The organism is Thermococcus sp. (assembly GCF_027012695.1).
Lineage (GTDB): Archaea > Methanobacteriota_B > Thermococci > Thermococcales > Thermococcaceae > Thermococcus.
Map to the genome: position 1 here is coordinate 1 of NZ_JALUYR010000037.1, position 3,646 is coordinate 3,646.

The 3,646-nt window shown below is 54.8% G+C and carries 5 protein-coding genes; 2 read left to right on the plus strand and 3 right to left on the minus strand.

Annotation, left to right across the window (positions count from 1 at the left end):
- Positions 1-76 precede the first annotated feature (76 nt).
- The gene (locus MV985_RS02135) at positions 77-760 is read left to right on the plus strand and encodes a ubiquinone/menaquinone biosynthesis methyltransferase (protein WP_297460013.1); all 684 of its coding nucleotides are present in this window, start codon (positions 77-79) and stop codon (positions 758-760) included.
- Here the strand turns inward: MV985_RS02135 and MV985_RS02140 are convergent.
- Genes MV985_RS02140 through MV985_RS02150 form a run of 3 tightly spaced genes read right to left on the minus strand, consistent with a single transcriptional unit; the run spans position 738 to position 2,681 of the window.
- Complete coding sequence (locus tag MV985_RS02140) at positions 738-1,334, minus strand: methyltransferase domain-containing protein (RefSeq protein ID WP_297460015.1); 597 nt, start codon at positions 1,332-1,334, stop codon at positions 738-740. The genes MV985_RS02135 and MV985_RS02140 overlap by 23 nt on opposite strands.
- A complete protein-coding gene (locus tag MV985_RS02145; RefSeq protein WP_297460017.1) occupies positions 1,331-2,122 on the minus strand; it encodes an NAD-dependent epimerase/dehydratase family protein in 792 nt (263 codons plus the stop codon). The genes MV985_RS02140 and MV985_RS02145 overlap by 4 nt, the downstream gene beginning before the upstream one ends.
- 37 nt (positions 2,123-2,159) lie before the next feature.
- A complete protein-coding gene (locus MV985_RS02150; RefSeq protein WP_297460019.1) occupies positions 2,160-2,681 on the minus strand; it encodes a ferritin in 522 nt (173 codons plus the stop codon).
- Between the two features lie 303 nt (positions 2,682-2,984).
- Between MV985_RS02150 and MV985_RS02155 the strand changes: the two genes are divergently transcribed.
- Positions 2,985-3,596: a hypothetical protein gene (locus MV985_RS02155; protein ID WP_297460021.1), complete on the plus strand. Its 612-nt coding sequence runs from the start codon at positions 2,985-2,987 to the stop codon at positions 3,594-3,596.
- Positions 3,597-3,646: the final 50 nt, after the last annotated feature.

Below are 3,646 nucleotides of genomic sequence, written 5' to 3' on the forward strand. Positions count from 1 at the left end.
TTTAGAGTCGCCCACAGGGTTTACGTCCTCGGGGGAAGGCCCGCGAAGGTTAAGAAAATCCTGCGGAGGGAAGAACTTGGTAAGGGAGCTTTTTAACAGCATAGCCGAGCGCTATGACTTAGTTAACAGGCTCACAACCCTTGGCCTCGATAAGAGGTGGCGGAGAAAGGCCTGCGAAACAGCCCTTACCTACCTGGACGTCAAAAAACCACGCATTCTGGACGTTGCCTGCGGAACAGGGGACATGATAAGGTGCATGATGAAAAGGCTTGAGAAGAGAGGCGTCCCGGCCAGATTCTATGGTTTAGACTGCAGTGAGCGAATGCTCGAAATAGCGAGGAAAAAGGTCCCCTTCGCGGAGCTTAGGGTGGGAAACGCCGAGGATATTCCCTTCCCGGATGGAAGCTTTGACCTGGTGAGCGTTGCCTTTGGCCTGAGAAACTTCTCCGAGAGGGAGAAAGCTATTAGCGAAATCCATCGTGTTCTAAAACAGGGCGGAATCCTTCTCCTCCTGGAGTTTTCCAGAAACGAGAGCCCTCTTGGAAAACTGGCGTGGTTCTATACGAGGAGCGTCGTTCCCATCATTGGAGGGATTTTAACGGGCAACAGAGAAGCTTATAACCACCTCTTGCGTTCCATAGAGGCCTTTCCTTCCCCGGAGGAGCTTTCGCGGGAGTTTGAGAAAAGAGGCTTTGAAGTGCTCACAATCCGGTGGTTCTTCCCGAGGATAGCCTTCGTCATGGTTCTCCGGAGGGTCTAGCGACTATAATCCTGACGGCACCGTTCACGAGGTTTTTCTCCTCAAGGATTTCAAAGCCGCTCTTCCTCAGGAGGTTTCCAACGTCCACCCTGAAGTCCGTCCCGGTCAGCCTGCTCGTCAGCGCGCTCAAACCACTCAAAAAAGCCCTGAAGACGGGGTTCTTCGGGGGAGAGCACTCCATCGCCAGGAGAAGGCCATCCGGTTTTAAAACGCGCCTTACCTCGCCCAAAACCTTCCCTTTCTCCGGGACGACGCAGAGGAAGAATGTGGAAACGGCGGTGTCGAAGCTCTCATCGGGAAACGGCAGGGAGCGGGCGTCGGCTTTGACGAGCTTCACTCTGGCCGGACTTTTCTTCCCCTTAGCTTTCTTCAGCATCCCCTCGCTGACGTCAACCCCAATAACTTCAACGCCTTCGCGGTAAAGGGGAAGGTTCAGGCCAGTCCCGACGCCGAGTTCTATAACCCTACCTCTGGCCTTTTCAATTAACTCCCTTCGGGCTTTTCTTATTCCCGTCGGCTTTTCGAGGAAGCTATTCACAGGCTCGTAGATGTAGCTGGCCAAATCGTACCTCATCTCAACCCCTCCGCGGCGAAGGCTATGGATTCCTTGAGAGGCCGTTCAAAGACGACGCTGTCTTTTTGGGGGCAGACGTTCTCGGTTAGGACCATCAAAAGGGAACTGTCGAGCTTTCCCGCGATCCTTATGAGAAATTCGGGCAAAGGAATATGGAGAACCCGCTTTCCGGCTTGTTTCATTACCATCTTCACGAGTTCGCCGAGCGGAACCACCTCAGGTCCGCAGACGTTGATTTCGCGCTTTCCATTCCCCTCGGCGAGGTCCACGAGGAGTCTGGCCAAGTCTCGAACGTCAACGGGCTGGACGGGCGTCTTAAGGTCCGGGAAAATTCTCCAGCGGAGGACGTCCCTGAAAAGCCTCTGCCCCGGCCCGAGGACGAGGGAGGGTCGGACTATCGCATAGTCGTCCAGCCTCAGGACTTCCCGCTCGCCGAGGGCCTTGCTCCTGAAGTACTCAACTGGAGAGCCTTCGTCGGCCCCGAGGGCGCTCACGTGGACGAGCCTCGTCCCTGTTCTTTCAGCTGCTCCCGAGAGTACCTTTGGGACTTCGTAGTGGACGGAATAGTCGCCCCTGAGAACCCCGATGAGGTTTATTACGGCGTCTGGGTTCAGGTTCTCCACGAGCCGGGCGTACTCCTCAGGCTTCCCAGAGACCCTGATTGTTTCCGCCCCATCGAGTTTCACATCCCTCCTCGTCGGGACAACGACCTCGTGCTGCCTATTTAGAAGCTCTCTGAGAACGTAATTGCCTATGAAACCCGTCCCACCGGGGAGAAGAACCCTCATGGAGAAACCCCCGGACCGCAAAAGAGAAAAGAGGAAATCAGGCCTTGGGGTTGAGGAGCGCTCTCAGCTGGGCCTTTCTGGTTCCCAGTTCCCTGTCGAGCATGAAGAGACCCTGCGGGCTGTCGCCGATGAGCCTCAGTTTGTCCACTATGGCCTTCGTCGTTGCCTCCTCCTCCACCTGCTCCTCCACGAACCACTGGAGGAAGTTGTAGGTCGCGTGGTCGTTCTCCTCCTTCGCCAGGTCGACCAGCTTGAAGATCGACTGGGTAACGCCGACCTCGTGGAGGTAAACCGCCTCGAAGGCCTTGAGCGGACTCTCGAATTCCCCCTTCGGCTTTTCTATCCTCTCAAGCTCGACCTTTCCACCCCTTTCGAAGATGTAGTCGTAGAACCTGAGTGCGTGGCCGAGTTCCTCCTCGGCCTGGGCCTCCATCCAGCTCGCGAAGCCGTCGAGGCTCTTGTCCCTGAAGTAGGCTGCTATGCCGAAGTAGAAGTACGCGGAGAAAAGCTCCTTGTTGAGCTGTTCGTTAAGGGCCTTGAGCATTCTTTCGCTCAGCATATCACCATCACCGGTTTCCTTTAGTTTTCCGAACGTTATAAGTTTATCCACAGAACCTGCTCTCCTTGGTGAATTCCCACCCATCACCACCGTGGGTGATTGGAATTATGGCAAGTTTACGCTTTTGTGTAATCAAAACGTCAAGAACTCCACCGAATTTCAGCATATCTTGTCATCATGACAACCGGATATTCATTCGGCCGACAGAAGTTCATTAGGGGAACCGAAAAAGTTATATCCCCTAACGTTATTGGTCATAAACGAGAACAAACCCACAAAGTTGGGTAACGGAGGTGATGTGAAATGGCGAAGACAACCTTTGAGGAGGAGATCTACCTTAGAGCCCTGACCGGAAGGCTCGTTGGAAAGGCTTTAGCGGATCTCGGACTCAATAAGGTCGCGGTAGTTGCCAGCAGGAACATAATCTGCTCCAGCATCGCCACTGCCACCGAGGCGACCTTCATAACCCTCAGCGGAGGAGTCACCTACCACTTCCTGGCCGAGAAGGGCAAGGAGGAGGACATAGCGGAGCGCGTCAAGGCCTTCGCTCCCCAGGTCACAGTTCTTCAGTTCGGCGGTGAGACGCCGATTGAGGAGACCAAGGAGATATTCGTCGAGACCCTCAGGGGGTTCGCCGAGAAGGACGTTCCCGGAGCGTTCGTCGTCCACGTCAGAATATTCGCCGCTGGTGGCCTTGCCAAGGCCCTTGAGGACGAGAAGATAAGGGAATACCTGAGCAAGAAGGACCTCTTCGTCTATACTGTGGGATTCGACGAGGGAAAAGTTTACCTCAACAAGATAATCCTCGACGGCAAGGAGATCAAGCTGGAGAAGATAGCGGAGTACCAGGTTACGCTGGAGCACGCCGACCTGCTCAACCGCTCCCTCAAGGACAGGAGCGTTACCTTTGCCTGACCTCTCTTCCCTTTTCTTACAATAGCAGAAGGGCTGACAGGATCAGCGCG

Coding starts and splice junctions, on each gene's coding strand:
- MV985_RS02145 (WP_297460017.1), bottom strand. CDS start 2,122: ATGAGGGTTCTTCTCCCCGGTGGGACGGGTTTCATAGGCAATTACGTT.
- MV985_RS02150 (WP_297460019.1), bottom strand. CDS start 2,681: ATGCTGAGCGAAAGAATGCTCAAGGCCCTTAACGAACAGCTCAACAAG.
- MV985_RS02140 (WP_297460015.1), bottom strand. CDS start 1,334: ATGAGGTACGATTTGGCCAGCTACATCTACGAGCCTGTGAATAGCTTC.
- MV985_RS02155 (WP_297460021.1), top strand. CDS start 2,985: ATGGCGAAGACAACCTTTGAGGAGGAGATCTACCTTAGAGCCCTGACC.